General features: G+C 64.1%; 19 protein-coding genes. 12 read left to right on the top strand and 7 right to left on the bottom strand.

Annotated features, from left to right (window positions below; all coding sequences use genetic code 11):
• The first annotated feature begins 12 nt into the window (after positions 1–12).
• The 11 genes from AB4Y77_RS06875 to AB4Y77_RS06825 all read left to right on the top strand — a co-directional run bounded on the left by AB4Y77_RS06875 (position 13) and on the right by AB4Y77_RS06825 (position 12,480).
• Positions 13–2,745, top strand: coding sequence for a GMC oxidoreductase (locus tag AB4Y77_RS06875; protein WP_442013379.1), 2,733 nt, complete (start codon positions 13–15; stop codon positions 2,743–2,745).
• Positions 2,742–4,790, top strand: coding sequence for a hypothetical protein (locus AB4Y77_RS06870; RefSeq protein WP_442013378.1), 2,049 nt, complete (start codon positions 2,742–2,744; stop codon positions 4,788–4,790). The genes AB4Y77_RS06875 and AB4Y77_RS06870 overlap by 4 nt, the downstream gene beginning before the upstream one ends.
• Positions 4,787–5,842, top strand: coding sequence for an alpha/beta fold hydrolase (locus AB4Y77_RS06865; protein WP_442013377.1), 1,056 nt, complete (start codon positions 4,787–4,789; stop codon positions 5,840–5,842). The genes AB4Y77_RS06870 and AB4Y77_RS06865 overlap by 4 nt, the downstream gene beginning before the upstream one ends.
• The gene (locus tag AB4Y77_RS06860; protein ID WP_442013376.1) at positions 5,839–6,819 is read left to right on the top strand and encodes an acetoacetate decarboxylase family protein; all 981 of its coding nucleotides are present in this window, start codon (positions 5,839–5,841) and stop codon (positions 6,817–6,819) included. The genes AB4Y77_RS06865 and AB4Y77_RS06860 overlap by 4 nt, the downstream gene beginning before the upstream one ends.
• Positions 6,816–7,298, top strand: coding sequence for a hypothetical protein (locus tag AB4Y77_RS06855; protein ID WP_311213212.1), 483 nt, complete (start codon positions 6,816–6,818; stop codon positions 7,296–7,298). The genes AB4Y77_RS06860 and AB4Y77_RS06855 overlap by 4 nt, the downstream gene beginning before the upstream one ends.
• A complete protein-coding gene (locus tag AB4Y77_RS06850) occupies positions 7,295–7,777 on the top strand; it encodes a hypothetical protein (RefSeq protein ID WP_442013375.1) in 483 nt (160 codons plus the stop codon). The genes AB4Y77_RS06855 and AB4Y77_RS06850 overlap by 4 nt, the downstream gene beginning before the upstream one ends.
• The gene (locus AB4Y77_RS06845) at positions 7,774–9,129 is read left to right on the top strand and encodes a patatin-like phospholipase family protein (RefSeq protein WP_442013374.1); all 1,356 of its coding nucleotides are present in this window, start codon (positions 7,774–7,776) and stop codon (positions 9,127–9,129) included. Before AB4Y77_RS06850 ends, AB4Y77_RS06845 begins: the two co-directional genes overlap by 4 nt.
• Before the next feature lie 156 nt (positions 9,130–9,285).
• Positions 9,286–10,176 carry an FAD-dependent oxidoreductase gene (locus AB4Y77_RS06840; RefSeq protein WP_442013373.1) on the top strand — a complete coding sequence of 297 codons (891 nt, stop codon included), beginning with the start codon at positions 9,286–9,288 and terminating at the stop codon, positions 10,174–10,176.
• Positions 10,177–10,312: 136 nt separating this feature from the next.
• Positions 10,313–11,005: a deoxyribose-phosphate aldolase gene (gene deoC, locus AB4Y77_RS06835; protein ID WP_311213208.1), complete on the top strand. Its 693-nt coding sequence runs from the start codon at positions 10,313–10,315 to the stop codon at positions 11,003–11,005.
• Between the two features lie 54 nt (positions 11,006–11,059).
• Entirely contained in the window at positions 11,060–11,287 is a 228-nt protein-coding gene (locus AB4Y77_RS06830) for a hypothetical protein (RefSeq protein ID WP_311213207.1), read from the top strand.
• Between the two features lie 89 nt (positions 11,288–11,376).
• Entirely contained in the window at positions 11,377–12,480 is a 1,104-nt protein-coding gene (locus tag AB4Y77_RS06825; RefSeq protein WP_311213206.1) for a right-handed parallel beta-helix repeat-containing protein, read from the top strand.
• Positions 12,481–12,525: 45 nt separating this feature from the next.
• Here AB4Y77_RS06825 and AB4Y77_RS06820 read toward each other — a convergent pair whose 3' ends face one another.
• The 7 genes from AB4Y77_RS06820 to mfd all read right to left on the bottom strand — a co-directional run bounded on the left by AB4Y77_RS06820 (position 12,526) and on the right by mfd (position 24,584).
• Positions 12,526–13,323 (bottom strand): PIG-L deacetylase family protein, encoded by a 798-nt coding sequence (locus tag AB4Y77_RS06820; protein WP_311213205.1) that lies wholly within the window; start codon positions 13,321–13,323, stop codon positions 12,526–12,528.
• Between the two features lie 6 nt (positions 13,324–13,329).
• Positions 13,330–14,490: a glycosyltransferase family 4 protein gene (locus AB4Y77_RS06815; RefSeq protein WP_442013372.1), complete on the bottom strand. Its 1,161-nt coding sequence runs from the start codon at positions 14,488–14,490 to the stop codon at positions 13,330–13,332.
• Between the two features lie 4 nt (positions 14,491–14,494).
• Positions 14,495–17,641, bottom strand: a complete 3,147-nt coding sequence (locus tag AB4Y77_RS06810; protein WP_442013371.1) for an oligosaccharide flippase family protein — start codon at positions 17,639–17,641, stop codon at positions 14,495–14,497.
• Positions 17,642–17,673: 32 nt separating this feature from the next.
• Positions 17,674–19,113: a glycosyltransferase family 4 protein gene (locus AB4Y77_RS06805; protein ID WP_442013370.1), complete on the bottom strand. Its 1,440-nt coding sequence runs from the start codon at positions 19,111–19,113 to the stop codon at positions 17,674–17,676.
• Positions 19,110–19,907, bottom strand: a complete 798-nt coding sequence (locus AB4Y77_RS06800; protein ID WP_311213201.1) for a glycosyltransferase — start codon at positions 19,905–19,907, stop codon at positions 19,110–19,112. The genes AB4Y77_RS06805 and AB4Y77_RS06800 overlap by 4 nt, the downstream gene beginning before the upstream one ends.
• Before the next feature lie 230 nt (positions 19,908–20,137).
• On the bottom strand, positions 20,138–20,947 hold the full coding sequence (locus tag AB4Y77_RS06795; protein ID WP_311213200.1) for a metal-dependent hydrolase: 810 nt from the start codon (positions 20,945–20,947) through the stop codon (positions 20,138–20,140).
• Between the two features lie 4 nt (positions 20,948–20,951).
• On the bottom strand, positions 20,952–24,584 hold the full coding sequence (gene mfd / locus AB4Y77_RS06790; RefSeq protein WP_442013369.1) for a transcription-repair coupling factor: 3,633 nt from the start codon (positions 24,582–24,584) through the stop codon (positions 20,952–20,954).
• Positions 24,585–24,693: 109 nt separating this feature from the next.
• On the opposite strand from mfd, the gene AB4Y77_RS06785 reads away from it, so the two are divergent.
• On the top strand, positions 24,694–26,235 hold the full coding sequence (locus AB4Y77_RS06785) for an SDR family oxidoreductase (protein WP_442013368.1): 1,542 nt from the start codon (positions 24,694–24,696) through the stop codon (positions 26,233–26,235).
• Positions 26,236–26,263: the final 28 nt, after the last annotated feature.

Raw genomic sequence — 26,263 nt, 5'->3', positions numbered from 1 at the left:
AGAGGAACGGCCATGGGTCGTCTGGGGACCGGGAACAGTGGGGATGCGGGGTATGAGCCCGCGTCTGATCCGCCACGCCACCGTGGCAGTGGCATCGAAAAAGTCGACGCAGTGGTGGTGGGCTCCGGCTTTGGAGGTTCCGTTGCGGCGCTTCGACTGGCCGAGGCCGGACAGTCCGTTGTGCTCATGGAACGCGGCAAACCGTACCCTCCTGGCAGCTTCGCGCGCTCGCCGTCGGAGATGGGCCGGAACTTCTGGGATCCGGACCGCGGCTTGTATGGACTTTTCGATGCCTGGACGTTCCGCGGCACGGAGGGACTGGTGTCCAGTGGGTTGGGCGGCGGCTCACTCATCTACGCCAATGTCCTCCTGCGCAAAGACGAAAAATGGTTCGTCACCGAGTCCCCCATCCCCGGTGGCGGATACGAGAACTGGCCCTTCACCCGGGCTGACCTTGATCCTTATTACGATGCCGCCGAAGCCATGCTGCAGCCAGTCCCGTACCCCTACAAGGACACCGCGAAGACCCTGGCCATGGAGAAGTCCGCCGCGAATCTGGGACTGTCCATCACCCGGCCTCCCATTGCCGTCACGTTCACAGCGGCGCCTGAGATGGAGCCGCGGACCAATCACCTTTTGCCCCTGCCCGGCTACGGCAGCATCCATGGTCCCGCCACGGTGCGGACCACTTGCACGCTCAGCGGTGAATGCGACATCGGGTGCAACGCCGGCGCCAAGAATACGCTGGATCACAACTACGTATCAGCGGCGGCCTTCAAGGGTGCCGATGTCAGAACGTTCCACGACGTCCGCGGTATCCGGCCCCTGGACTCTGGAACGCAGGGCGGTGGCTATGAAGTCCGGTATGTGGTGCACCATCCGGATCGCCACGGCGAACTCCTCACGGAACGCATCATCCACTGCCGCCGGCTCATCCTGGGAGCCGGCACGTTCGGCACCAACTTCCTCCTGCTCCGCAACCGTGGCTCCCTCCCTGCACTCAGCGACGCCTTGGGCACCCGGTTCAGCGGCAACGGCGACCTTTTGACGTTCATCATGGGCGCCAAGACTCCCCCGGCCACCGGCTCACGGCCGGGCGTCCGCACCTTGGCCGGCAGTCGCGGCCCGGTGATCACCACAGCCATCAGGGTCCCGGATTCGAACGACGACGACGGCGATGGTCGCGGCTACTACGTGGAGGATGCCGGGTATCCGGCCTTCATGAACTGGCTCATCGAAACAGCCCAGCTGGGCACCACCATGAAACGGACCGTGAAGGTGGCGGGGCAACTTCTCAAGGACAGGTTGTTCGACGCCGGCCGCTCCAACGTATCCGCCGACCTCGCCGCAGCATTGGGCGACGGCCGCTTGTCGTCCAGTTCGGTGCCACTGCTGGGGATGGGCAGGGACATTCCCGACGGCGTCATGACCCTTCGCGACGGGAAGCTGGCCATCGCCTGGACCATGGCAACGTCCAAGGAGTACTTCGGCCGCGTCCGCGAAACCATGGAGTCGATTTCCAAGGACTTGGATGGGGACTTCATTGACAACCCCCTGTGGTGGGCCAAACGCGTCATCACGGTTCACCCCATTGGAGGGACCCCGTCCGGCCGTCATCCGGGGGAAGCAGTCTGCGATTCGTATGGCGAGGTGTTCGGCTACCCGGGATTATTCGTGGTTGATGGAGCCGCGATGCCCGGTCCGGTGGGTGCCAATCCATCCCTGACCATCGCGGCGTTCGCAGAGCGTACCTGCGCCCACATCATCGAGAACGCGGACAAGGCGGGTCACCGGGGCATCCGTCCGGACGATGCGGAGGGCTCCAGCGGGGCCAGCGAAAAGGTAACCGTTGAGCGGGAGGCAGCAGGCGCCGTCGTCGACGTCGGTGCATCCGCTCCGCGCGCGTTGGCGCCGGACGCTACCAAAGGCAAGGCTGCACCAGAGGAACAGCCTGCGAGCGCAGTGTCTGAGGTGCCTCAGGCGCGCAGCCGCGGACTCGGCAGGCCCGGCGCTCCCGACGCTCCCGACGCTCCCGACGCTCCCGATCAGGAGACCACCTCCGTGCGCTTCACCGAGCAGATGCACGGTTGGTTCAGTCCCGGCATCACCGACCCTGAAAAGGGGCGGAGCCTGGGCCGGGACCGCAGCCGGAAGATCATGTTTGAGCTGACCATTATCGCCGAGGACATGGAAGCGTTCGCGGCCGATTCGAACCACCCGGCCAGGGCTGAGGGCTACGTGCTGGCGGACTACTTTGGTGGCCGGATGCCGGTAGAGCGGGGCTGGTTCAACCTGTTTGTCCAGGATGCGTCCGACGACGGCGCACCAGCCAGGCGCATGCTCTACCGGTTGTGGCTGCGGGACCCGGGCGGCACGCCGTTCACGTTCACCGGGCACAAACTGATCCGCAACGAGGCCGGTTTCGACCTCTGGGCGGACACCACAACCCTGTACGCCACCATCCTCCGGGGCCACGTGCCGCCGGATGCGGGGACGCCGGACCTTGTGCCGCCGGATGCCGGACAGCCAGTTGCAGGCGGCGCTGCCCAGGCAGGCGTCGTTGGCGCCGGCATCCTCTACATCCGGCCTCTGGACTTCGCCAAGCAACTCACCACGTTCCGGGCCGAAGGACCGGCCCCAGCCGCAGGCTTGGTGACCTTCGGGAAGCTGTTCGCCGGCGAACTCTGGCAGGTCTACGGGCGGGGTCTCAGACGCATCCCGTTCCCGTTCACGTCAAAGCAATGAAAAGCCGGGAGCTCGCGAAACACCATGCCGCACTGGGCTTCACACCCCAGACGGCGGTTCGTTGGCTCTCGCCCATGTCCTTGGCCAGAACTGCGTTGAAGGTCGCGGCTGCAACGGTCTTTGCCGATTTTGGCGATAAGCGCGAGCTTGAGGGCAGCTTTCCAGATGACCCCCTGCGCTTGGACAAACTTCCGGTCCCGGGCCAACCGGCGCAGCCCGTTGTCAGCAGCCGTGGGCTTCCCTCGCCTGCCGATCTCGAGGAGGAGCGCGCCGTGGCTCCGGCGGTGACGGAGATGTGGCTCGACTTCGCGGCCGACCTCGGCGATGGCTTCGACGCCACCTACACAGTGGCGTCCTTGCTGGCCCAGGACACGCTGACGGTGAACGGGCATGAACTTCCCCGCGGCAGGGTGCTGGTCCTGGGCGGGGACGAGGTCTACCCGGTGGCGTCCCCGGCGGCGTACGAGAACCGGATGGCGGGCCCGTACCGGACGGCCTTCCCACCTGCGTTGAGAGGCCCGATCAGCGCCCCAAAAAGCGCCGACGAAGCGCACAGCGGGCCCCACAACGCGCCTCCGGTCATGCTGGCGCTTCCCGGCAACCATGATTGGTACGACGGCCTCACCTCGTTCATCCGGGTGTTCACCAGGCAGCGGAGCATCGGAGGCTGGCGCACCATCCAAAACCGGAGCTACTTCGCTGTCCGGCTGACCGGAACCCCTCCCGGTCCAGGCCGGAACGGCGCCCCCGGCTGGTGGCTGCTGGGCTTGGACAGCCAACTGGGCCAGTACATCGACGAGCCTCAACTGGACTACTTCTACCGGAACGTCACTCTGCAACTGCAGCCCGGCGATGCGATCATCCTCTGCGTCGCCGCTCCTTTCTGGGTTGACGCCGCCCAACCCGGTTGGGGCGAATTCCGGCAGGTGAACTTCTTCGAGCAGGACTACCTGCGCCGCCGCTTCAACCCTGAAACGGGCCTCTTCGACGCCACCGGTGCCAGCGTCAGGCTCTGGCTCACCGGCGACCTCCACCACTACTCCAGGTACCAGGACTCCCCTTCCCAGGAGCACTCCGGCAACCAACACCAAACCCCGGATCCAGGCAGGACGCAGATGATCACCTGCGGGCTGGGCGGCGCCTACCTCTCGGATACCCACGGACTGCCGGACCATCTCACCCTGCCTGCCGCGTCGGCCGCTCCCGGTGAATCGTCCAGCGTGCGGCACACACCACCAAGGGGCACACAACAGACAGGCACGGAACAGACAGACACCGGCCGCATCTTCACCCGCATGCCCACCACGTTCCCCGGCCAAGGACACTCCCGCCTGCTCGGCCCGCAACTGGCCAACCCCTTCTCGCAGTTCTGGCTCCCCATCCGCAACCCCGGCTTCGGACTGTCGCTGGGCATCATGCATGTGGTGGCCGCCCTGACGCTGTGGACGGTCTTCAGCGCCTTTCGCGGGGAGGCCTTCGTGGACAGCCTGCGCAGCCTGACCCGCGGAGACACCCCAATACTTGTCACTGTCCTGATCCTTGCAGTGCCGCTCCTCCTGGCGGTTGCCTCGGTGCTCGCGCGTTCGTTGGGCGTGGCCCAGGCGGGCATCGTCGTTTTCGCCCGCGGCGCGCTGTACCAACTGTCCGCGCTCGCGGTGGGTACCGCCGTCGTGATCCTTGTTCCTTGGCCGGAGAGCTGGCCGGACGTGGTGATCCTGCTCCTGGTGCTTGCCTTGGTACATCTGGGCGGGTGGGCGCTGGGCAGCGAGGCCTTCGCCCTGTACATCCTGGCCACGCCCAGCGGCGAGGTGGCTTCGTGGAAGATGTCCGGCCAGGCGATCGAGGACCACAAAGGCTTCCTCCGCATCCACCTCTCGTCCGACGCCACCCTCACTGTCTACCCGCTGATGGTGGACACCGTCTGCCGCGATTGGCGACTGGCAACGAACGACGACGGCGCGCGGCTGGTTCCGGTGACCGGCTTGCCTGCCGCGCGGCTGCTTGAAGAACCCATCACCATCGCACGGAAGGGAAGCACCCCATGATCATCACCCGTGCCGAGCACAGGACTGAAGTCATTCCTCTCCGTGCCCGGGACAACACACCCTTGAGCCTCGTCCACGTCACATCACCCGTTGAAGCGGTCAAAGGGCCGGTGATCCTGGTTCACGGCTCCGGAGTTCGCGCCGAACTGTTCAGGCCGCCGGTCCGCACCACCATCGTCGATGTCCTCCTCGAAGACGGGTGGGATGTTTGGATGCTGAACTGGCGGGCATCGATCGACCTTGATCCCCTGTCCTGGACGCTTGCCGACGCCGCCGTGTATGACCATCCGGCCGCCGTCGAGCACGTCCTGAACGCTACCGGTGCGGAGACCATGAAAGCCGTGATCCATTGCCAAGGCTCTACGTCGTTCACGATGTCGGCCGTGGCGGGGCTGCTGCCGCGCGTGGACACCATCGTGTCCAACGCGGTGTCCCTGCACCCCGTCGTGCCGGCGTTCTCGCGGCTGAAAATCAACTACCTCACGCCCGTGGTCAAAGCCTTCACGCCATACCTGTCGCCGGCGTGGGGCTACAAGTCCCAGGGCTACTTCACCCGGGCCATCCGGGGCCTGGTCAAAGCCACCCACCATGAATGCGACAACACCGTCTGCAAGATGGTCAGCTTCACCTACGGCAGCGGCCGCCCCGCGCTCTGGTCCCACGAGAACCTCGACGACGCCACCCACCAATGGCTCACCGGCGAGTTCTCCGAGGTGCCCGTGACGTTCTTCGAGGAAATGGGCCGCAGCATCAAGGCCGGGCACATGGTGGCCGCCGGCGACCATCCGGAATTGCCGGACAACCTGGTGGCCGAAGCCCCGCAGACCGATGCGAGGTTCGCCTTCATCGCAGGTCTGGACAACCTGTGTTTCCTGCCCGAAAGCCAGCAACGCACCTACGAGTTCTTCCAAAAGCACCGCCCCGGGAAGGACTCTCTCCATCTCATCCCCGGCTACGGCCACTTGGACGTCTTCTTCGGCGACCACGCCTGGCAGGACACTTTCCCCATCATCGTCGACGAACTGAACCGAACCCCGGAGTCGAAGCCATGAAAAACCTCACCGAACTGGCCGCACCCTTGCTTAGGCTCCTGCCGTCACCTGTTCCGCGGAGGCAGGAACGCCTTCGCGGGCAGCATGCGTTCGCGGACGGGATCAAATACGTCATGCCCGTTAATTCCGACGACTCGCCGGTGCTGATGGCGGCGTTCCCCATCAACAAGCGGGCAGCGGCCGCTGCTCTCCCCGGTTCAGAGATGCGGCCGTTCACCCTGGGCGGCAAGGGGCTGCTGGTGGTGACGGTGGTCAACTACAAGTCCACGGACATTGGCAAGTACATCGAGTACTCCCTGGCCATCGCCATCACCCACGGCAGCAGGCCTGCCCCGCCCATCCTCCCGCTGCTTTTCCAAAAAACGTTCAAGCTCGGCCAGTTCGTGGTGGACCTGCCCGTCAGTTCCGAAGTCTCCGTGAAAGGGGGCAAAGGAATCTGGGGCATGCCCAAGCACCAGGCCAACCTGGACTTCGTGGTCACGGACTCCACCGTGTCAGCCCAATACGACAAGGACGGCCAGTTGGGCTGCTACATCGAAATCGAACGGCCCGCGGCACCAGGCGCAACCCAGCTTCCCCTCAAACTTGCCGCGTCCAACTACTGCGTCTTCCGGAACATGCTCTGGAAATCGGACATCTACTTCGAAGCCACCGGGGACATCGCCCTCGGCGCCCAAGCCAAAGCGAGGCTCATCCTCGGTGACGCGCCCGGCGTCGAGCCCTTAAAGGACCTGCATGTCGAGAGCAAACCGGTGTTCACTGCCTGGTTGCCCCAAGCCCACGGGGTCCTGGACGACCACTACGAGGCGTGGTTCCTCACTGCTCCCACCCAGCTGGAGGCCGTGGCCCTTCGCGGCGGGGACATGATGGACAGCGTGGTGGACCTGGGCCAAGGGCAGGAATGGCTGGCACCACCGGACCGGAGCCGGGTCCCGGGCGCCGCACCAAGTGCCGACCCCCGTGGTGGTGCCCAGTGAACTGGCTCCTCCTGCTCAACGCCCTCTACTTCCTCTTCGGCGCCACCATGTATGTGGGCACCATGTGGGTCCTCAAGTTCTTCCTCTACCCCACCTGGGAATCGTTGGCCCGCGACAATGTGGACATGCACTTCGGCATCCCCACCCGGGCGGCCACCAAGTTCTTCACCATCGTGGTGCCCATCATGTTCATCTCCGGCGGCATCCTTGTCTGGTCCGAATGGGGCACCGTCCGGGTCATCCCCGCCGTCATTTGCCTGCTGGGAATCATCGTCCTGACCTGGGTGGGCCAAGGCATCATCATCCCCATCAACGTCCGGATCCGTGGGGGCGACTTCGCGGACGATGCCGAGCTCAGGTCGCTGCTCAAACGCTGGATGATGCTCAACGACATCCGCTTCTACGTCTCCACCCTGACCTGGGCCGCCATGGTCTGGCTGCTGGTGGACCGCGGCCGGCTGCTGGAGTCCTACGCGTGAGCGCGCACCAGCCAACCCGCCCCGGGCAGCCGGCGCGCCCCCGAAAGACCCACCCGCCAGGCACCATCGCCTGGGCCATTGCCGATCCCCTCCGCGCCGTGCTCGCGGTCATCGCCGTCATCACGGTCCTGACCGGGGCTGTGCAGGTCCCGTTCGGCGGGCAAGTCCTGCAACTGATCGGCGCTGACTCCACCTCCGAAACCCGCCAACTCTTCGGCACTGTGGGAATGTTCATGGTGGTGGTCGGCGGACTGCTCCTCCACACCCTGCTCAACGCTGTTCCCGCCCCCGAGGTGGTGCTGTGGTCCGGGCTCCAAAAAACCGGCGCGTTCGGGGCCGTGGGCATCGGCGTCCTCAACGGCGTCTTCGCACCCCTTGCCCTGATGGTCGCCTTCTTTGACCTCGCGACCGGAATTCTCCTCTTCATTTATTGGCGCCGTCACAGCGCCGCACCTGCCACCACCGGGCTGGCAGGATGAAACACACGGCAAAGCGCTCACTGGTACTCGCCGGTGGCGGCATGCGGGTGGCTTGGCAGGCCGGAGTAGTGAAGGCTCTCACCGAGGACGGCTTGGAATTCCAGCACGTCGACGGCACCTCAGGCGGAATCCTCACGGCCGGCATGATTCTCTCCGGCGTCTCGCCGGATGAGATGTGTGCCCGGTGGTCGGGCGTCGACGTCAAGGACTTCGGCTCAGCACTGCCTGTGGGCGACTATCTCAAGGGTCCGTGGTCGTTGCCCGCCGTTGGCGACGCCGACGGTATCCTCGGCAAGGTCTTCCCCACCTTGGGCATCAACGACGCCACCATCCGGGCCCGCGCAGCGGTACCGGACGCCGTCGAGGGTTCCTTCAACGTGGTGGAGTTCACCGAAAAGCGCTGCCACGCCATAGACGCCACGGACATTGACGCCGGGCTCATGGCTGCCGGCATGTCGCTTCCGATCTTCCTGACGCCCCTGCGCCGGGACGGAAAGGTCTGGACCGACGCCGTCTGGATCAGGGACGCCAACGTGGCCGAAGCACTGCGGCGTGGGGCCCATGAAGTGTGGCTGGTCTGGTGCATCGGAAATACGCCCTACTGGGGCGACGGGCCACTGGAACAGTACGTTCATATGATCGAGATGAGTGCCATGGGCGCCCTCCTGGCTGATTTCGATGCTGCCGAGGCTGCTGGACGCGGGTTTGTGCTGCACGTAGTCCGTCCCCGGCACCCCCTCCCGCTGGATCCAGAGTTCTATCTGGGCAGGATCGATGCCGATACGCTGATCGGCATGGGCTACAGGGACGCCCGCGCCTACCTCGACTCGATGACTGACGCCGGATTGGCCAAGGATGCGAACTGCACGGCAATGACAGAACCTGCGCCAGGTGTCCGCTTCAACGACACCCTCCGGGGTGACCTGGACGGATCGCCCGTGACGTTCAAAGCCACGGTGGTCCTTCCCACCGATCCCGGGGACGAAGCGCCGCAGCTCAGCGGCTATCTGGAACACTCCCGGTTCGGGCGGGCCTTCCTGGCGGGCGGGCGCGTGGAGACCCACGGCGGCGACGTCATCTACCGCGCCCGCGTAAGGGTCGACGGCGGGTGGCGAAGTCTTGTGGTGACCCGCACGTTACGCGATGACCCGGGGCTGGATGCCTGGGCTGATTCGCGGCATGCCCGGCTGGAAGTGGGTGGACTGGCGACCGAGCTGACCATGAGCCTGGCCGATGCCGCCGGACTCCTGGCCTCTGTTGAACCCGTGGGCGCCCACGGGTTCGTGGACCGCGCAGGGGCGGTGGCAGGCTTCGCGGGGAACGGTTTCCGCGAGCTCCTGCGCCGATACTGACACCAGCGGCAGGCCCAGTGTGACGCACGTTATTACCGGCCGGTAAACACTACGCGTCAGATCCGCCAGAAATGGCAACAGCGGGGAAACACCCGCGAAAAACCGGCCGCCTACGCTGATGATCAACAGCAGGTCATCTGAGCGAAAGGGCCAAACATGTCCGCCATCCCGTCCGCACCCTCCCTCCACATCGTCATCGCAGGCGCAGGCCCCGCCGCCCAGGCTTTGGTGCGGCGGCTTGCGGGAAGGTCAGACTCCCGGCAACGCGCTTTCGACGGAACCATCACCGTCCTCAGCAACCGCGATGAATGCCCGGACGCCTTGCTGGAACTCGCCGGGCTCCCCCAGGTTTCGGTCCGCTTCGGGCAACCGGCCAGCTTCATCGACTCCGACGCCAAAATGGTCACCACAGTGGACGGACTGGAATTCTCCTACGACCAGTTGGTCATCGCCACCGGCTCTGCCCCTTCCCTCCCTCCCGTAGCCGGAGCCGAAGCCGGCCTGAGCTACTCCACCATCGACGACGCCGCCACCATCGGTGAAGCCGTCAAGGACCTCACGAGGATGGTGGGCCGCCGTCCCCTCGGAATCCTGGTGGGCAGTGGGCCGGCCGCGGGCCAGGCAGAGGCCGTGCTCCGTGCCCGTGGAGTCCGTCCCGTGCGCACCACCCTTCGCCCTGCCGCGGTGATTGCCGACCCCGCTCCTGCCGCAGGTGCACCGGGGGCCAACCTGCCTGCCACTGGCATCCTGTTCGCGGACGGCAGCAGCATGAAGGGCGACCTCGTGGTCATTGCCGAGGAACGCACCGCCCGTAACGACCTCGCCGAGAGCGCCGGCTTGGCGGTGGCGTCCGACGGCGGTATCTCCGTGGGGCGCGACCTCGCCACTTCCGTCCCGGGCATCTGGGCGATCGGCGACGCTGCTTCGTGCGACGGCCTCCGCCTTGGTTTGCTTCTCTCCGCCGAGTCGTCTGCGATGTTGTGCGCTTCCGGCATGCTGTTGGGCACACGGGGCAGCTCTGATCAGCAGGTCCCGATGGCGGCTTAGCCCGCCCTGTGTGCCCGTCTCCCACGGCACCCAAACCCTCCCTGCAGCAGGCAACCCATGTGGCAAGATGGTCCTTTGACGGGCAGTGACAACCCTGCGGCCACCGGGCCGGCCACGCCCTGCACGGAAGGATCCCATGAGCAACCAAGCCGTCGCCCCGGCGAACATCGCCTCCTACATCGACCACACACTGTTGAAGCCGGAGGCCAGTGAAGCAGACGTCCTCAAGGTCTGCGCCGAGGCCATCGAGTACCGGTTCAAGTCCGTCTGCGTGAACCCGGTCTGGGTCAAGACCGTCACCAAGGCCCTCAAAGGTTCCGGCGTGCTGACGTGTTCGGTCATCGGATTCCCGCTGGGCGCCACGCCCAGCGACGTCAAGTCTTTTGAAGCCCGCGGAGCAGTGCTCGATGGTGCTGATGAGATCGACATGGTGATCAACATGGCCTCCGCCCGGGCCAATGACAAGGGGGCCCTGGTGGACGACATCAAGGCTGTAGCCGAGACGGTCCACGCCGGTGAGGCCATCCTGAAGGTCATCATCGAGACGTCCATGTTGTCCGACGAACAGAAGGTCATCGCCTGCGAAGCGGCCGTGGAAGCAGGTGCGGACTTCGTGAAGACCTCCACTGGGTTCAACGGCGGAGGTGCAACTGCGCAGGACGTTGCCTTGATGCGCAAGACCGTTGGCCCGGACCTCGGGGTCAAAGCCTCCGGCGGAGTGCGCTCCCTCGCCGATGCACAGGCTATGATTGCTGCTGGTGCAACACGTATCGGAGCAAGTTCCGGAATTGCCATCGTCAAGGGTGAACAAGGTTCATCCGCCTACTGAGGCTTCCGCAACTGCCAGAGAATTTTTGAGCCCCGCGGGGCCGAGGAGGAACGAATGTCCAAGAACGCAACAAGCGCCCCCATTGAACGTGAGAACAACCTGGGCACAAGCATTGTGCTGTTCGTGGTCATGATCGTGCTCTTCCTGGGCTCCATCTACTCGTTGTCCTTCCTGAGCTTGGACAACCCGTGGCCGATGGCCGTCTGCCTGGGCCTGTTCGCGCTGGCATTCTGGATCCCGCAGACCATTCTTGGCCGCTCTGATTCCGCCGGCGAAAACTAAGCCTTAAACATGTCAGGAAACGGCCCGGGCTTTCGTCCGGGCCGCTTCCTTTTAACCGGACGGAAACCCGCGCAGGATAGGGTGTTGCCATGAAAGCGGCGGTCCCGAAAATTGCCCTCCTTGTGGTTGCCTTGGCAGCGGCGGGCTTGGGCGCAGCCGTCATGGCAGCAACCCCGGACCCCGCGGAACCGGCCGCCGGGTTCTGCACTTCGCCCGGTAGCCAGGCTACCCAGGTCAGGGAGTTCACGGTCAATGGCTACCTTGACGCAGAGGACACGTCCAAGGCCCTCCAGCAGCTCATCGACGACGCCTCCAAGGACGGCGGCGGAATCGTCCAACTGCCCAAGGGAACGCTCACGCTGGGAAAGCCTCTGGTCCTCAAGAGCAACGTGGCTCTCAAGGGAACCGGTGAGGCCACCGTATTGAAGGCCGGGCCTGGGTTCTTGGAGACCAAAGGTCCTTTCGGTGGACACCCGTTGATCACCACCAATGGAGCCCGGAACGTCACCATCTCCCATCTCACCGCGGACCAGAGTGGCCACGAATTGGACGGCAACGCCCCAGGGCGACTGACCGAGTACTTGGTGGACGTCCGCCACACGACCAATGCGTTGGTGGAGGACGTCAGGACACGGAACCCTTTCACCTATTCCATCGCCGTTGTAGCCAGCAGCAATTTCTGCATCCGTAACAACGACACGCTGGTGACCAGCAGCGGCACCTACGACCAATTGGACGGCATCCACATCACCGACTCCCACGGCGGAGTGGTGGAGGGCAACACTGTAGACCAACGCCAAGGTGACGACGGTGACGACGGACTCGTGGCGCAAACCATTGGGGCATCGGTCTACGACGTCACTTATCGGAACAACAAAGTTCGTGGCGGTTCCCACGGTTCCGGACTTCAGCTGGCAGTGGGCAAGCACGAGATCCATGACATCACCGTGGAAAACAACCGCTTCTGGGAGTCGCCCAACGGCGTCAAGATCGGGTACTACGACGGCAACGCTGCGGTGCACGACATTGTGGTGAAGAACAACTCCGTCACTGATACGCCGGGGCCGTGGCTTGATTTCCAAGGCGACCTGCGGAACATCACGGTGACGGACAATGTCATCTGCCAGAGTGGGGCCAAGAAGCTGGACGAGGCTCCCGGCAATGTAGTGGCCAATAACCGGGAAAATTGCTGACCGCGACGCTTCCAGCGGCTACGCCAAAGCCAGCGGCCCAAATGCTCAAAAGGCAGGAACGAAGTAAGTTTCCGCTTTGACAGGGATATCACCCGTGGGAAACAGCGCATCTGCCTGGGTACCGTACTGCCTGATCCGTGGCGGTTTGGCCTCAAGGCCCTGGTCCCAACTCCACGGGACATATCCCAGGTGCGCCAAGCGTGACGCGTCCGGTTCCGCGGTGAGATCGTAGGGAAAATCCGAATAGAGAACCAGGTTTTCGAGATGGCCCATGCCCGCTTCACGGGTGATGAGGTGGTCCACGTGCTTGCCAACTCCAACGGGGCAGAACAGGAGTTCGGCTCCTGTCAGCCCCAATAACGCAGCCACGTCCGTGCGGAACTGCGAAATCAGTGCCCGGTCTCCCTTGGCGATCCGTCCCAGTGCGATGTCGTACCTGTACGTGGGGTACCGGTGGGTGATTTCCGGAAGAATCCGGTCCCATGCGCTGCTGCCAAACCTTGGCGCCCTTCGCTGGCGGAACAATGCGTCAACTGCGCCAAGGTGCAAAGATCGGACACCCATGTCCGCCAGCACTGACTTGTCCTCGGCTTTGCGGGCCTCAAAGAGTTCGCCGGCATCCTTAACGGCGCATTGGCTCATAAAAGACTTCGCGGCCCGTGTATGTGGTCCGGGCGAGGCTTCCGTAAACAGGGTCGCCACGATCACTTCACGGCCGCTGGCTTGGGCCTCCATGAGTGCCCCGCAGGAGAGGACGGCGTCGTCCAAGTGTGGTGAGAGAAACAGCCACGGCGCATCACCGGATAGGGATCGATCGATTCTGGATTGGTGGGTCAACGGCATACCTTCCTACGTGACGACGTGCGGTGTCGGAGAGCCGCTTCCACCGGTAACCGGGCGGGATTGAGTCAAGGCGGGACCCGCAACCGCTGCCCGAAAAGCCGCACCCTGCAGCGCCGCCAGCCGGTCCCAGTTGTAGCCGGCGGCGAAGGCCCGGCCCTGCGCACCAACGTCTGCGAGCCCGGGGTGGGAGTAGCGGTCCTCCAACGCCCGGGCGAGGGCGTCGACGTCGAACGCGTCCACCAACCAGCCCGTACCTTCCGGGACGATTTCCCGCAAGCAGGGTATGTCGAAAGCGATGACCGGGGTCCCGGTGGCCAGTGCCTCGATGGCCACAAGCCCGAAGGTCTCCTGCCTGGAAGGGCACACCACCAACCGCGCGGCGCTGAGGGCCTGGAACTTCGCATCCCCGGACAGCCACCCGAGGAGCGAGACACTATCAGAGAGGCCCGCGTCCTCAATGGCTGCCCGCAGGATGGCCTCGTCAGGGCCGGTTCCTGCAATAAGCAGCTTCCCGTCAATTTTCCGGCAGCACCGCCCCCAGGCCTGCAACAACAGATCCAGGCCCTTGCCGGTGAACTCCAGCCGTCCCAAGCACAGGATGTCCTGGCCAAGCGTCGGTTCGGGTGTCCAGGCTTTGGGATCCACGCCATTTCCGATGACGTCTACGTGGATGCCGGGGTTCAGTGCCGTCAGCCGGTCCGAAATTCCTTGTGAGACAGCAATGGCCCTGCGATGACTCCTCACGCCGAAGCGTTCCACCCAGTGCAGCGGGAGTTTGTACTGCCGCGCCTTGTCGCGGGCGTGCAGCCACTGGACCACTGCAAGGGTGGGCCGTTGGGCCCACAACGGGGCAGCCATGCTGGAGAACGGCGCGAAAAAGTCCTCCACCACCAAGTCTGCGGAGGCCCGGCGTTTGCGGACCTCGAACGGCAGGCGGATCACGTACCCCAGCAGGCGGGTCAAGCGGTTGTTTCCCTGGCCAAAGCCAATGGGCACGTAGTGCACGCTGTCCTGCACCCGCTCCCGCCACCCCGGATACCTGGTGGTCAGCACAGTGATGGTGAACCCACTGGCCGCGAGTCGACGGTTGGTCTCGTGGGTGCGGACCGATCCCCCACCCGCTCCGGGCATGCGGGGATCTTCAAAACCCAAGTGCAGGACTTTCATGCGTTTACCGTTCCGTCTCGTACGTTTTCGAAGGTGTCCCGGTTCCGTTGGCAGCTCCGGTGCTGAGTTCGGCGGGGGTCACAAACCACAGCGTGGTGGCGCCGTTGGTGGGCCCTTCGGCACTGAATACGGGTGTTGCGTGCTCCTTGAGCCAGACGAGCATGGCAGGGTTGGCGTAGCCGTAGCCTTGGCTGGTGGGGTGCGACTGCGTCAGGATGTAGTTGGCGCCGGCATCCTGCATCAGGGGTGCCGACGGCCAGACCCCGAACCGTGGGTCATCGGCAAAGGCGAACTCGCCGGTGCTGTTGGTGACGCTGACCCGTGCGTCCTGCGGCAGATTGGTTTTCACCCAGTCCTTGGCCTGAACAAAGCCGTTGTCCACGGTCAGGGCCGTCCGTGCACCCAGCACCACGGTCAACACCACGAAGCACAGGCCGGCAACGGCGAGGAAAGTCCGGCCCTTGGAATAACGTTCCCTGAGTTCAACCACCACGAGGACCGAGCACAATACCCCGGCGATCATGACGCCATAGCCATACTGCTCTTCGAAGGTTCCGAAAGCGGCGCTGTACGCCCCCGCGGCGCCCAATGCCAAGCCGGCCAGCCCTATCAGCCTACGATCTGCCCGGTAGCTGAAGCACAACAGGGCACCTGCTACGGGGCACAGGGCGAGCAGGAGGTAACTGGTACCGAAGTGCCCACTCTGTTCCATCAACCGGGTGACGATATTCGGCGAACCTTCTGCGGTGAATCCCGTGCTCTTTTCCAGTCCCGAGGCCCGCAGCAGGCCGCTCGTCTTCGCCTCGATCCAGTCCGGAAGGTGTGCCTGCGACGCCGCTATGGCCAGGTAGGTCGCGTACGGCACCGCCGCTGCAAGCAGTACGACGGCGGCCTGCCGCCATGGCAGGGTCCGTTTCCAGACCGCGGCGACTGCAACCGGACCCACCGTACAGATGATGAAGAAGTCCTTGCAGAGGACGGCGTATCCCAGCAGGAGTCCGGCCCCGATCAGCCGCAGGACAGTCGGGCCCAGGACAGTCGGGCCCAGGATGGTGGGCAGCCTGCCCGCAATGTGCCGCTCCCCCTCCCTCTGCCGCTTCGTCGCTGCATTGCCGATGCCCGTCAGAACGAGGAAGCCCGCCAGGACGAAGGCCATTGCGGAGGTCTCCAGGAAAGCGTGGCTGTTGTTGCGAAGGATGAAGGGTTCGAAGGCCAGGACCACAGCGGTGAGCCATGCCGCCGTCGTGCTTGCCAGCCTCCTGACCAGAAGGAATCCCAAGCCCACCGTGACAGCTCCCAAAGCGGCATTGAGCCAGCGAAGCTGCAGGACTACTTCCACGATGTCGCCGGAGATGCCAAAGAGCTTGATGGCCCCGGCCTCCAAAAGGAAGAAGCCCGGCGGGTGCAGGAAGAACGGCCCATCCGGCAGGGTGGGTACCTGGCCCGTCGTGAGCGACTCCCCCAACCGGACGTACAGCAGCTCATCCACCCATACTTCGAAGCCGCGCTCCAGGCCGAAGGCCCGCACCCCAAAGGCCGCAGCGGACACTGCAACGAACGCCGCTGCAGGGCTGGTAACCCCTCGGACCATGACGGCCGCCAGCCGGTTGCGGAAAGACACCCGGGCTTTTGTCCGACGCCCGGCAGCCTGGGAAGGTGCCCGGAACCGCGGTAGGAATGACCCGAACCTCAACATTCGCGGCAGCAAACCCCGCTGGTGGGCCAGGACGGCGAGGCCGCTGATGGTCGCCAGGACAAACCACACCGTGGGCTGGACTTGGCCTGCCACCGCCAGAACCATGATCAGGGTTCCTGCGCCGGCTGCGAACCGTCCCAAACCCTTCGCAGGAGCAGCTTCGGCGAGTACCGGCCATGAAATAAGCGTCAACACCAGCGCGGCCAGGACAGCACCGATAGCCGAGCCCATAGCCAGGCCGCTGACGGCGGCGAAGTGCCAACCTGCCCAGAGCCCGGCCACCACAAGGAGGCACGCGCAGGCCAGGCCGATCTGGCAGCGACGGTACGCCCGCAACGCCAGGAGGATCGTTGCCAGGACGGTGAGCACGGCGTAGCCCAGTCCGGCCGCAGCAAGCCACGGTAGGAGTTCCAGGGATCCGTGGTACCTGTCCGGAATGATCACGCCCGCAAGAACGTGGGGCGCTGTGGCAAGGATGGCGAAGGCCACTACGGCGAGTTGGCTGAAGGAAGCGAAGGCGGCACCGAGAACCTGCCGGACGTTTACTCCCGGGCTGCGGAGCAACGGAAACGCCACCAAGGCGGTACCTGCCGCTACATAAACCGGGCCCTTGGCGATGGTGGCGAGGGCTTGGAACCCTGCGGCAGCAGATCCTTCATCCAGGAAAGCAACTACCACCACGTCAACGCCCACCAGCACCGAGACTACGCACAGAACGGAGGCGATGTCGGTTGTCTCGGCCCACCGCCACTTCTGCCGGAGTACGCCCGGGCGCCATTGGAGGTCCCGATAGAAGGACCAGGGAACAACCACCAGCGCAAGCGCGCCCAAGGCGAATCCAAGGATTGCACCCACAGCACCCCAGGCGAGGGCGACCACCAGAAGGCTGAAGCCCAATCGCAGGAGCACCTCTCCGATGGTAGTCAGCGCGTACCACTTGAAGCGCAATTCACCCTGCAGCCAGCCCGATGGCGCCGCCACCAGAAAGATGGCCAGCGAGCCCAGCGCAACCGCACCGGCGAGTGCCGGCGTTGCAAAAGCCAACGCCAGGGCACCAGTGATCAAGGCGGCGGAGACACCGGCGATGCAGGAGACGAATACTGAGAAAGCCATGCCGTCCCGGCGCCCTTCGGTACCTGCAGGATGGACGGCAACAAAGTGGGAAAGGGGAAGAGGAACAAGCGCAGAGGCAACGATGCCCACGACGCCCAGGAGCATCGCAGCGGCCGCGAACTGTGTGTAGTCCGCCGTTCCCAGCATGTTGGCCATCAGCAGAGTGCAGGCATAGCTGAGCACTCCCACTACACCGGCAGACAGTGACAGGAAGCCACTGTTTTCAGCGACTTTGGCGCCCGCGTCGCTGCCTGGTGACGGCTCGGGTCCCGCAACCGGTCCCGGCCGTCCCACGTCCGTGGCAGGCGCCCTCTGCTCAAGCTCACGCAAAGTGTCAGTCATGATTCCCCCTAGAAGTCCCCCACGGGCTGGTGCTACATGCCCTCAACGGCGTCTGCAGGCGTAAACGTGCTTCCCGGACCGGCCAGGAGCGTGCTCCGGCCAACGGCGCGCAGTTCAGCCGAAACGACTCCAATGCGCCTCATGACCGCGAAGGCCTCGAATTCGTCCCTGCCCTTCATCAGCACCGAGACCCGACCTTGGTGTTCGGAGACCTCGTCAGTTGGCCGAAGGATGGTTTCCAGGCTGGCACCGGCGGGCAGGTCGAAGTGGACCAGAGTGGACATATCCGATGACGAAACCCCCGGTTCGATCCCTCCGCGGCGCAGGGCTTCCTCTTCCAGGAGCACTCCGGCGAGCAGGTTTGCACTGCGTTCCCAGGTAAAGCATCGGGCCCACTCCTGGCACCGGGCCGACATCTCGCCGGCCAGGCGCTGCTCGGACAGGGTCTGGAGAGCCGCCACCAGGGCGGGGCCAAATTCGGCCGCAGTATCCACCAACCACCCTGTGCTTCCGTCCACAACGGAGTCACGAATTCCAGGGACACGCAGCGCCAGGCACGGAACACCCCACGCGGCCGCCTCTATCACCGAACAGCCCCATCCTTCCGAGGCTGAGGTGGAGACAGTGAGCCAGGCCCTGTTCAGCAGGCTGTCGCGAACGTGGTTGGGTTGGTAGCCGTGGAACGTCACCATGTCATCGAGGCCCAGGTCCATGGCGAGCTGCTGCAGGCGCGGACGTTCAGGGCCATCTCCGACAATTTCCAAACGGAGTTTGGGTATGCTGCCCGCAGCAATGGCGAACTGGCCCAGCAGCAAGTCCAGCCGCTTGTGCGGCACCAAACGGCTGACCACGGCGACCGTGGGTTCAGGATCGCGGGGACCGACGGTGTGGGGCACCTCTATGGTTCCGTTTGGCACTACATGGATGGAACCGGAGAAGCCCAGTTTGCGCAGTTCCAGACGGGTGGACGGCGAAACCGCCGCTATTGCCCGGCGCCCATAAACTGCCTTCGCCCCGGCGCTTTCCAGCAAACGTCCCACAGCAGCCATTGGGGCTGAAAAGCGGGTGCGGAATTGGTCCTGGTGCACGTGGTGGATCAATTGGACAATCGGCATTTCCCGGGGCAGGAACAGCGGGGAAAAGAACGGTATCCCATTCTGGCAATCCACCACGGCGTCGAAGTCATTCCGTGTCCGCAGCATCTTGAGGGCGGCTTTTCCGTAGAGGGACAAGGGTCCACCGGAACGTACCACTCGAATTCCGTCAATGATGTCTTCTGCCGGCTGGTGCTCCTCACGGCTGGTGAACCATGTCACCTTGGCGCCGGAATTGACCCAGCGTTGCGAGATTTCATGCATGTATTGTTCGGCGCCGCCGGCTTGCGAATTCCTGATGTCCCGCCAGTTCAAAACAAGTATCCGTTTTCCGGTCAACTGCCCGGAGAGAGGTGAAGTATCCGGGAAATCGGTCACGGCATGGCCTTCTGTAGCTGGAGAACTGAGGCAAAACTGGAAATCCCGTCCTTGAACGGCCGGAAAGTTGACGCTGCACCATCCGTCCACGCAACGGGCAATTCAACGATCCGGGCGCCTTGGTGCTGGAGTCTGAGAAGAAGTTCCACATCGAACGCAAAACCGGAGGTGCGGCATTGAACCATGGCCGCTGTCAGGGATGCCCGTTCGAAGAACTTAAAGCCGCACTGTGTATCCCAGATGCCTTTGACTTTTGACTTTGTCAGGACACGAAAAGCTGTTCCACCCACCCGGCGCCCCAACTGCTGGGGCTGCACAAAGGTGGATCCTGGCGCGTGTCGGGAAGCGATGACTGCCGAGGCTCCCTGTTGCAAGTGGGCCATCGTCGGGATCAGCGTCTCGAGTGGCGTCGCCAAATCGGCGTCGAAGAAACCCGTGTACCGGGATGTTCCGCTGAGCAGGCCCCTGCTCACTGCTGCGCCCTTGCCCCGGCGCGAACACCCCACCACGGAAATGGGTACGTCATTTCCCCTATCGCGTGATATCCGGCGGACAACAGCTCCCGTTTCATCAACGCTGCCGTTATCCACCACCACAATGCGTGAAGACCACGGCTGGCCGGCCAAAAAATCCACGGCCTGGATCAGAGTGCCCGGAATTCGGGCAGCCTCGTTATAGGCCGGAATAACAACTTCCAGATCTACCGTTGAACGGCGGAGGGAGTCGGTCCCCCTCGGTGCCTGAATATTTCCCCTGGTGCCTGTATGGATACTGTGCGAGTGGAGCAGATCCATGTGAACCTCCCATTAGTCAAACAAATTGACGTCGAGGTCCAAGCTATTAGGGGTTTCGCATCGAAGGCACGAGTAGTCACTACTCGAAATCTGAGGGACCATCTCTTGGTCTGGCCGCTGAGTACGCAGTTTTAGGGACCGACCACTACTTGTATAGGGTCAGAACGAATATTCCAGCCACGTTACATATCCCTCACGGCAGGTGTCGTAATAGTAGGCTTCCCCCTGCCCTATTGCAAGGGAAAGAATCCTCCCAAAGCCGCAAGGAATCCGGGCCAGTGCTGATGCGCCAGCGTCCACGCCGCGGCTCCCATGCCCACCATGGCATATCCACTCACGGGAATAAGGACCAGCCATTCGCGCCGGGAACCAGCCCTCCCCAGCAGTGGAATGGAAAAGGCCCCGTTTGACCGCCAAATTCCGCTGATGATCGATTTGCGCAGGAATTTTGGTGGCTTGATGACAATCGGCCACAACAGGGGCACTCCCCCAACAGTGATCATGTCCCCCACAATGTGCACCACTACGCCGGTGAGCATGGACAGTGGCAACCAACCCCATTGATCCGGCGCGAACCAGGTCACCAGGCCGGCCATCACCAACGCGAACAGCCAGTTGGTGATCCAGCCCGATTTGGGGAAGAGATTCAGTGCTTTGGCCGCCAGGTTGATCATGAACATACACAGCAGCCCCGCGCCCACAGACAGCTTCCCCATGGGCGTCACCATCTGGAACTGTGCGGCCATTGCTGCCAGCACTACAAAGGCCGAGGCACCCAACAGGGAGTGAGTCCCTTGGCGGTGCCCGCCGCTGGCCTTCTCAATGCCCACCGCGATCACGTTGGACAACGGCGGCAAGGAGTTCGCAATGGTGCTGTGGCGGTGGTCCCAGTCGACCACCAAAGCAGTTCCCGCCGTCGCCATGGCGCCGATCAGGATTCCGGTGGAATCCAGGGGGTACCAACCCAATGCGTACGGGCCGGTCGAGGCAATAGCTATCCACGCCGCGGCTCCTGACGCGGCGTGATGTCCTCCCATCATCCGGTTAGCCTGCCTTGACGGGCACGTCGGTAAAGATCGCTTCGATGACGTTGTTGGCCCACTGCAGGATCTCGGCATCCTGGAGATCGCGTCCACCGATCCTGGCCGTTTTGGGCTTGGGAATCAGGACGGCATCCAGTGCAGGCTTCACCTGGGAGCCCGGATACATCCGGTTCAGGCGCATGGTTTTGGATTCCGGCAGTTGCGCCGGCGAGAAACGGATGAAATTGCCTTGGAGCGCGACGTCGGACAGGCCGGCTTCGCGGGCACCCACCCTGAAGCGCGCCACGGCAATGAGGTTCTGCGCCGGCAGCGGTGGCTCGCCGTAGCGGTCCACCAGTTCGGCAAGGACTTCGTCGATCGCTTCATACGTGATGGCCGAGGCCAGCTTACGGTAGGCCTCCAGGCGCAACCTTTCCCCTGGCACGTAGTCGTGCGGGAGGTGGGCGTTGACGGGGAGTTCGATCTTCATTTCCGCCGCCTTTTCCTCGGCCTCGCCGCGGTACTCGGCCACAGCCTCGCCCACCAGGCGAATATAAAGGTCAAAGCCGACGCCTTGGATGTGACCTGACTGCTCACCGCCCAAGAGGTTGCCCGCGCCACGGATTTCGAGGTCCTTCATGGCCAACTGCATTCCGGCACCGAGTTCGTTGTGCGCTGCCACGGCTTTGAGGCGTTCCAGCGCTACCTCGCCCAACGGCTTCTCTGAGGGATAGAGGAAGTAGGCGTAAGCACGTTCACGGCCGCGGCCAACCCGTCCACGGAGCTGGTGGAGTTGCGAGAGCCCGTACTTGTCCGCGCCATCCACAATCAAGGTGTTGGCGTTGGAAATATCCAGGCCCGTCTCAATGATGGTGGTGCAGACGAGAACGTCGAAACGCTTCTCCCAGAAGTCCACGATGATCTTCTCGAGGCGGCTTTCGGACATCTGGCCGTGGGCAACTTCCACACGGGCTTCGGGAACCAGTTCGCGGATCTGTGCTGCGATGCGCTCGATCGAGGAAACCCGGTTGTGGACAAAGAACACCTGGCCCTCGCGCATGAGTTCACGACGGATCGCTGCAGAGGTCTGCTTGTTCGTGTAGGGCCCCACGTAGGTCAACACGGGGTGGCGTTCCTCAGGCGGCGTGGCCAGGGTGGAAGTTTCCCGGATACCGGTGAGGGACATTTCGAGGGTTCGGGGAATCGGCGTTGCACTCATCGCCAGTACATCAACGTTGGTGCGCATCTTCTTGAGCGCTTCCTTGTGCTCAACACCGAAGCGCTGTTCTTCGTCCACGATCACCAAGCCCAGGTCCTTGAACTCGAAGTCCTTGGACAGCAGCCGGTGCGTGCCGATCACGACGTCCACGGCGCCGCTCTTGACGCCCTCGGCCGTTTCCTTGGCTTCCTTGGTGCTCTGGAAACGGGACAGCGGCTTCACCCGCAGCGGGAAACCGGAGAAGCGCTCCGTGAACGTTTCGTAGTGCTGCTGGGCCAACAGTGTGGTGGGCACCAACACAGCTACTTGCTTGCCGTCCTGGACGGCCTTGAACGCTGCACGGACCGCGATTTCAGTCTTGCCATAGCCCACGTCACCGGACACCAGCCGGTCCATGGGAATCTCGCGTTCCATGTCCGCTTTGACCTCGTTGATGGTGGTCAACTGGTCGGGCGTCTCCACATAGGGGAAGGCTTCTTCGAGTTCGCGCTGCCACGGGGTATCGGGGGCGAAGGCGTGTCCGCGGGATGCCATGCGGGCGGAGTACAGCCGGATCAGCTCACCGGCGATTTCCTTGACGGCCTTGCGGGCCTTGGACTTGGTACTGGCCCAGTCGGCACCACCCATTTTGCTCAACGCAGGGGTGTCCCCGCCGACGTAGCGGGTCACTTGGTCCAGCTGGTCGGTGGGCACAAAGAGCCGGTCGCCGGGGGCGCCGCGTTTGGAGGGCGCATATTCCAGGACCAGATACTCCCGCAGCCCGGCATCCGAGGCCGAGGTGCCCGTCACCTTGCGCTGGATCAGCTCCACGAACCGCCCAATGCCGTGCTGTTCATGGACCACGGAGTCACCGGCATGCAGCTGCAAGGGGTCCACTGCGTTGCGGCGTTTGGACGGCATGCGCCGCATGTCCTTGGTGGAACTGGCCGTCGCGCGGCCCAGCAGGTCAGCTTCGGTCAAGAGGCCCAGTTTGAGGCCGTCCACCACGAAACCACGCCCGACGGCGGCGGTGGTCACCTCGATGATGCCGGGTTGGGGTTCCTGGTCCAGGGACTCCACGCGGGAGCACGGAATGTCGGCATCGTGGAACAGCTCGGCCAAGCGCTGGGCGGGCCCGGGACCATCGGTCACCACCACAACCCGCCATTGCTCGCGGACGCGGGAGCCTATGAACTCCAGCATTTCGGCCACTTCGCCCTGGTATCCGCGCGGTTCGCGGGCACGCATGTTCAGGACGTCGATGTCCAGGACCAGGTCCTCGTCAGTGGCCAGCGAGGTGATGGACCACCAGGACACGTCGTGTGCCAAGGCGGCCGATCGGGTGTCGGTGAGGGATCGGAAACTGGCGGCGTGCAGGTCCGTGGAGGCCTGGGACGACAGGTCAAGGGGCGCCGCACCGCCGTCGGACGCTGTTGACCAAGCCGCTTCAAGGAATTCCTCGTTGGTGGCTGCGAGATCGTGCGCGCGGGTGCGAACCTTCTCGGGTTCGATGACGACGGACAAGGACCCGGCCGGAAGCTGATCCACGAACGGGACCATGGCGTCCACCAGCACGGGCGCCAGCGATTCCATCCCTTCAACGGCGATGCCGCCTGCGATCTTCTCCAGCATGTCCGCAGCTGCCGGCATGTCCGCCTTCAGCTTCGACGCGCGGGACATCACGGAGGGCGTAATCAGGATTTCGCGGCACGGCGGGGCATGCAGTTCAGTGGGGTGGTGGATGCCGGGGGCGGACAGCGAGCGCTGGTCGGCTACGGCGAACCACCGCATCTGGTCCACTTCATCGCCGAAGAATTCGACGCGGATGGGGTGGTCCTCGGTGGGTGGGAAGACGTCAAGGATGCCGCCGCGGACGGCGAATTCACCACGGTGCGTCACCATGTCCACGCGGGCATACGCGGCATCGGACAGTGCCCGGACTACCTCGCTGAAAGAGCGTTCCTGTCCTACCTGCAGCGTCACCGGAACCAGGTCCCCCAGCCCGGCCACAAGGGGCTGGACCACGGCGCGAACAGGAGCCACTACTACACGCAAGGGGGCCGCCGTCGAGGTTTCAGGGTGGGTCAGGCGGCGCAGGACAGAAAGGCGGCGGCCCACGGTGTCCGAGCGCGGTGACAGCCGCTCGTGCGGGAGGGTTTCCCAACTGGGAAAGGCTGCCACGGACTCGGCGGGGAGATAGGAGGCCAGAGCGGCAGTGAGGTCTTCGGCTTCGCGGCCGGTCGCGGTGACGGCGAGGACCACGGGAGTGCCGGCGCCGTCTGCACCGGCATCAGCAAGCGCCTCGGCCATTTCGGCGAGCAGCACGGCGCGCATGCCCGTTGGCGCGCTGATCTGGTAGTCAGTGTTGCGGTCGCTGAAGGGCCGCTGAGCTTCCGTTCGGACGCGCGCGAAAGTCTTGTCCTCCGCCAATGCGCGGCGCAGACCGTTGAGGCTCATGACAGAAACTCCTAGGGTGGGTCCAAGGGCAGGCAACACAAATGCCCGGAAATTCAGATGAACGCCGGGTCATTCCAGCCTACCTCTACCCCCAGCCCCAGGAGTTCCTTTGCAGCCTTCGGAAGCCACCCATTCCAACACCCCGCAGGACACCAAGACCGTACTGGTGACCGGCGCCACCGGGTACATCGGCGGCCGCTTGGTCCCCCGGCTCCTCGAGGCCGGCCACCGGGTCAAGGTCCTGGTCCGCACGCCGCAGAAGATCGCCGATGTTCCCTGGCATGACCGCGTGGAGATCGTCGAGAACAGCTTGTCCGACGCCGACGGCCTCGCCGAAGCCCTGGCTGGCGTGGACGTCCTGTATTACCTGGTCCATTCCATGGCGTCCGGCAGCGGATTCGAGGCCAAGGAGGAAGCCATGGCCCGGCTCGTGGCCGGGGCGGCGGCAGAGGCCGGTGTGGACAGGATCGTCTACCTCGGCGGGCTGCACCCGGAGAACGAGGAACTTTCCGTTCACATGCGGTCCCGCGAGACCGTGGGAAAGGTGTTCCTCGATTCGCCGGTTGACGCGATCGTGTTCCAGGCAGGTGTGGTGATTGGTTCCGGGTCTGCGTCGTTCGAGATGATCCGGCACCTCGCCGAAACCCTTCCCGTGATGCCCGCGCCCAGTTGGGTTGGCAACAGGGTTGAGGCCATCGCGGTCCGTGACGTCCTGCATTACCTCGTAGCTGCCGCAGCGCTCCCGGAGAAAGTGAACCGTTCCTTCGACATTGGGTCCCGGGACGTCCTGAAGTACAAGGAGATGATGAACGAGTACGCCGTGGAGCGTGGGCTCCCCCGGCGGCTGGTCATTGCGCTCCCGGTCCCTGCACCGAAGCTGGCCGGTTTGTGGGTTGCCCTGGTGACCCCCATTCCTTTGTCCATGTCGTTGCCCCTGGTGCAGTCACTCCAGCATGACGCGGTGTCGCGGGAGCACGACGTCGACCGTTACTTCCCGCAGCCCGACGGCGGCCTGACGCCCTACCGCCGCGCCGTCGCTTTGGCACTTGGCAAGGAACGGGACGGGCAGGTGGAGACCACCTGGGCCAACGCCGGCATCGACGCCGATCCGCTTCCGAGCGACCCAGATTGGGCCGGTTACAAAGTCTTCCTCGACGAACGGACCTTCCACAGCGAAGCGAAGCCTGAGCATGTGTGGACCATCATCGAGGGCATCGGCGGCAAGAACGGCTGGTACTCGTTGCCTTTGGCCTGGCGGATCCGTGGGTGGCTGGACAAGCTCCAGGGTGGGGCCGGATTGCTGCGGGGTCGCCGGCATCCCAAGACGTTGAACACCGGTGAGGTAGTGGATTGGTGGCGGGTGGAGGCCATTGACCGCGGGCACCTGCTGCGCCTGCGGGCCGAGATGCGGGCACCGGGAGGTGCGTGGCTGGAGCTGGCGGTGGAGCCCGACGGTAACGGCAGCCTCTACAAACAGCGCGCCATCTTCTTCCCGCGCGGCCTGGCCGGGCGGCTCTACTGGCTGGGTGTCTACCCGTTCCACGGCTTCATCTTCCCGTCCATGGCCCGCAACATCTCGGCAGCGGCCATCACCCTCCAGGAAAGCTCGCCCAAGACCGCCGGTTCAGGGGTGGCCAACGGGACCCCGTAGGATGTTGGGAGCTAAAAAGCTTCACCAC

The sequence above is a fragment of the Paenarthrobacter sp. YAF11_1 genome (assembly GCF_052113445.1).
Lineage (GTDB): Bacteria > Actinomycetota > Actinomycetes > Actinomycetales > Micrococcaceae > Arthrobacter.
This window is presented reverse-complemented; position numbering and strand designations above follow the sequence as displayed.

Excerpts from the sequence above, each read along its gene's own strand:
- AB4Y77_RS06875 (WP_442013379.1), top strand. The coding sequence starts at position 13 with ATGGGTCGTCTGGGGACCGGGAACAGTGGGGATGCGGGGTATGAGCCC.
- AB4Y77_RS06830 (WP_311213207.1), top strand. The coding sequence starts at position 11,060 with ATGTCCAAGAACGCAACAAGCGCCCCCATTGAACGTGAGAACAACCTG.
- AB4Y77_RS06840 (WP_442013373.1), top strand. The coding sequence starts at position 9,286 with ATGTCCGCCATCCCGTCCGCACCCTCCCTCCACATCGTCATCGCAGGC.
- mfd (WP_442013369.1), bottom strand. The coding sequence starts at position 24,584 with ATGAGCCTCAACGGTCTGCGCCGCGCATTGGCGGAGGACAAGACTTTC.
- AB4Y77_RS06810 (WP_442013371.1), bottom strand. The coding sequence starts at position 17,641 with ATGACTGACACTTTGCGTGAGCTTGAGCAGAGGGCGCCTGCCACGGAC.
- AB4Y77_RS06865 (WP_442013377.1), top strand. The coding sequence starts at position 4,787 with ATGATCATCACCCGTGCCGAGCACAGGACTGAAGTCATTCCTCTCCGT.
- deoC (WP_311213208.1), top strand. The coding sequence starts at position 10,313 with ATGAGCAACCAAGCCGTCGCCCCGGCGAACATCGCCTCCTACATCGAC.
- AB4Y77_RS06795 (WP_311213200.1), bottom strand. The coding sequence starts at position 20,947 with ATGATGGGAGGACATCACGCCGCGTCAGGAGCCGCGGCGTGGATAGCT.
- AB4Y77_RS06815 (WP_442013372.1), bottom strand. The coding sequence starts at position 14,490 with ATGAAAGTCCTGCACTTGGGTTTTGAAGATCCCCGCATGCCCGGAGCG.
- AB4Y77_RS06870 (WP_442013378.1), top strand. The coding sequence starts at position 2,742 with ATGAAAAGCCGGGAGCTCGCGAAACACCATGCCGCACTGGGCTTCACA.
- AB4Y77_RS06825 (WP_311213206.1), top strand. The coding sequence starts at position 11,377 with ATGAAAGCGGCGGTCCCGAAAATTGCCCTCCTTGTGGTTGCCTTGGCA.
- AB4Y77_RS06800 (WP_311213201.1), bottom strand. The coding sequence starts at position 19,907 with ATGGATCTGCTCCACTCGCACAGTATCCATACAGGCACCAGGGGAAAT.
- AB4Y77_RS06860 (WP_442013376.1), top strand. The coding sequence starts at position 5,839 with ATGAAAAACCTCACCGAACTGGCCGCACCCTTGCTTAGGCTCCTGCCG.
- AB4Y77_RS06845 (WP_442013374.1), top strand. The coding sequence starts at position 7,774 with ATGAAACACACGGCAAAGCGCTCACTGGTACTCGCCGGTGGCGGCATG.
- AB4Y77_RS06820 (WP_311213205.1), bottom strand. The coding sequence starts at position 13,323 with ATGCCGTTGACCCACCAATCCAGAATCGATCGATCCCTATCCGGTGAT.